General features: G+C 68.5%; 1 protein-coding gene. It reads right to left on the bottom strand.

Features of this window, described 5'->3' with window-relative positions; translation table 11 throughout:
- Positions 1 to 267 (bottom strand): zinc ribbon domain-containing protein (locus HUX53_RS38235; protein ID WP_176408149.1); only part of this gene is annotated, 267 nt, incomplete at both ends.

Below are 267 nucleotides of genomic sequence, written 5' to 3'. Positions count from 1 at the left end.
GTTGCCGCGTGCGGCGATGTTGCGGGCTGCGTTGACGTCGGCGTGCTCAGCGAAGCCGCACGACGTGCATTTAAAGGTGGCCTGGTCGGGCCGGTTCTTCTTGTCGATGTGGCCGCACGCCGAGCACTCCTGCGAGGTGTGGCGCGGGTCCACGAAGACCACCGGGGCACCGGCGCGTTCGGCCTTGTAGGCGATGAAGGCGCCGAGCTGGGCGAAACTCCAGGTGTGCAGTGTGACCCGCTGGGGCTTGCGTAGCCGGACCCGCGC

Source organism: Actinomadura sp. BRA 177 (genome assembly GCF_013372625.1).
Lineage (GTDB): Bacteria > Actinomycetota > Actinomycetes > Streptosporangiales > Streptosporangiaceae > Spirillospora.
This window is presented reverse-complemented; position numbering and strand designations above follow the sequence as displayed.